This window comes from Pantoea latae (assembly GCF_002077695.1).
GTDB classification, from domain to species: domain Bacteria; phylum Pseudomonadota; class Gammaproteobacteria; order Enterobacterales; family Enterobacteriaceae; genus Pantoea; species Pantoea latae.
In genome coordinates this window covers 1-2,223 of record NZ_MWUE01000030.1, presented here as the reverse complement: position 1 = coordinate 2,223, position 2,223 = coordinate 1, and the positions used below count along the sequence as shown (strand labels likewise).

Sequence of the window (2,223 nt, the reverse complement as noted above, 5' to 3'; positions counted from 1 at the left end):
GGGAGAAGGTTCGGCGCTACCGGTCGGCGTACCGGTTCCATGGCCGTCAGCAACGCCACCTGCGGGCTGGCTGAAGTGTAACGGAGCCGCTTTTTCTGCTGCGACCTATCCCTTGCTGGCCAAAGCGTACCCGACGTTGAAGCTTCCCGATCTGCGCGGGGAGTTTATTCGTGGCTGGGATGACGGGCGCGGAGTGGATAGTGAACGTTTATTATTATCAGCACAAGGTGATGCGATTAGAAATATTATAGGCGAACAGTCACTTGTTGTTGCTTACAATGGTAGTTCGACTGGCGTTTTTTATAACAACGGAAAGAACTCAAATGAGGGTGTTTACGCCGATGGAACTGAAATAAATGATGGCCCACCTGTAGGCAATGTTTCAGAAGGAGGGGCTTCTCATGGTGAAAAAATATATTTTGATGCTTCAAGAACTGTTCCGACCGCTAGTGAGAACAGACCACGCAACGTCGCATTCAATATGATTGTGAGAGCTGCATAATGGTTGATTTTATTTTCGATGTAAACGGCCTGGCAAGCGAGCCCGGTAATGTAACCGTATATAATTATGATTCGCAAAGTGGCGAGTATATAAATATGGTCGAAGAGTATTTACCGCAAGGTGTTGGCGTGCCGGCAAATGCAACTACCGTTGCGCCTCCGGTTGTTAAGGCAGGTAATGCGGCTATTTTCTGCAAAGATGACTGGCATATACTTGCCGATCATCGTGGTGAAAGCATCTACAAAACTGAAGACGGTGCAGTGACAAAAGTCTCTGAGTTAGGTGATTATCCAGCCGGAACCACAACGTTAAAGCCTGCAACCGAATTTGATAAATGGGATGGAGAAAAGTGGGTCACGGATAGGGATGCGATGAATATCGCGCAAATTAAAGTTGCAGAAGCCAGGAGAAGAGCCTTACTGGCAGAGGCGCAGGTAAAAATCAGTATCTGGCAAACTGAATTGCAGCTGGGCATTATTGATAATGAAGATAAAGCTAAGCTGACAGACTGGTTGTCTTACATTAAAGCGCTACAAAAAATTGACAGTAGCGCTGCGCCAGATATTGAATGGCCAGAAGTACCCGCTCAGTGAATGACTGGCATGATTGATACCAAAACATGTAAATTTATTCACTCTTAATGACGGCATATATTCTCGTGACTGCACCTGAAGTAGCAAAATCTTCAGGTGCAGTTTTATTATGCGGGTTTGGTTGGCCACTCTATATCTGGCGCGTCCTGCATATTAATGCGGCTGAGAAGGACTCGGTATTTTTTCCATTCGGCTAATCGTGTCACTTCTTCATCCGTTGCGATATTAATATCAACGGCATCTTGTAGCGGAGCAATAGCGTTGCTTGCCTCTTCCATTAAAATAGTCTGTGTAGCCTTTGCCACTAAAACAGCATTTTCAGGTTCAACAGCTGGAACTGCGAAATGACCGTCATTGTAAAAGTAACCTACCTCAGGCGCCTCGGCTAGAGAGGTAATATCGATCCACTCCAGCGATGGATGATATATCTCTGAGGGTTGAACGCTGAGCGAAACTATCTCTGCAACGTGCTGATCCTCAATTCGGGCATAATTTTTCATTAGCTGAACTCCTCAATATAGATCACGCCGTGCGCGCCAAAAGCCCCAACATAAGGATCGGTGCGAGTGTTACCGCCGCCGCCCGCACCAAACCTTGGCGCACGATTTGATGCTGAACCTTCACCGCTGCGGGCGCCGCCGCCCCAGTAACTTGCGCCGCCATCGCCAGAACCGCCAAAGTAAGGGTTAGCTGAATCGCTGACAATGCCAGGCGAATCACTACCGTCGCCACCGCGAATATTTAAGTCGCCGCCAACCGCGCTGCCGCCGCCGCCGCCCGCATCGCCCTTTGCTGAAACACCATTGCCTGCCGTTAACCGCCCATCAAACGAACTGCTTGATGAATCTGACGTCTCATCTGCTCCCTGACCAACAACGCCTGCGTACGTTTTGCTCTCATCAACCGTTAGCCAGGCGATTGTGGTGCCGCCTGCTCCACCGCCTGCGCCACGCGAACGAAATCCATTGCCCCAGCCAAGGAAGCCGTAGCCTCTGCCGCCACCGCCGGTCATAATGATTTTGATACGCTTCGTTCCAGCCGAGGGCTTGTAGCTGACGGCACCTGGCGTGGTGAATATCTGCCGGTTAAGGAAGCGCCCGGAAAATTTTTCGCTAATACCAAGGTTTT

At 49.5% G+C, this 2,223-nt stretch carries 4 protein-coding genes; 2 read left to right on the top strand and 2 right to left on the bottom strand.

Annotated elements, in window-relative coordinates:
* Together B2J69_RS19510 and B2J69_RS19505 are read left to right on the top strand one after the other, a co-directional pair.
* A partial coding sequence (locus tag B2J69_RS19510; protein ID WP_143806318.1) for a phage tail protein occupies positions 1-502 on the top strand: 502 nt, incomplete at its 5' end.
* The gene (locus tag B2J69_RS19505; protein ID WP_081141391.1) at positions 502-1,095 is read left to right on the top strand and encodes a tail fiber assembly protein; all 594 of its coding nucleotides are present in this window, start codon (positions 502-504) and stop codon (positions 1,093-1,095) included. The genes B2J69_RS19510 and B2J69_RS19505, both read left to right, overlap by 1 nt.
* A gap of 107 nt (positions 1,096-1,202) precedes the next feature.
* Here the strand turns inward: B2J69_RS19505 and B2J69_RS19500 are convergent, their stop codons facing one another.
* The gene (locus B2J69_RS19500; RefSeq protein WP_081141388.1) at positions 1,203-1,595 is read right to left on the bottom strand and encodes a tail fiber assembly protein; all 393 of its coding nucleotides are present in this window, start codon (positions 1,593-1,595) and stop codon (positions 1,203-1,205) included.
* Positions 1,595-2,223: glycine-rich domain-containing protein (locus B2J69_RS19495; RefSeq protein WP_456238498.1), on the bottom strand; the 629-nt coding region annotated here is incomplete at its 5' end. The genes B2J69_RS19495 and B2J69_RS19500, both read right to left, overlap by 1 nt.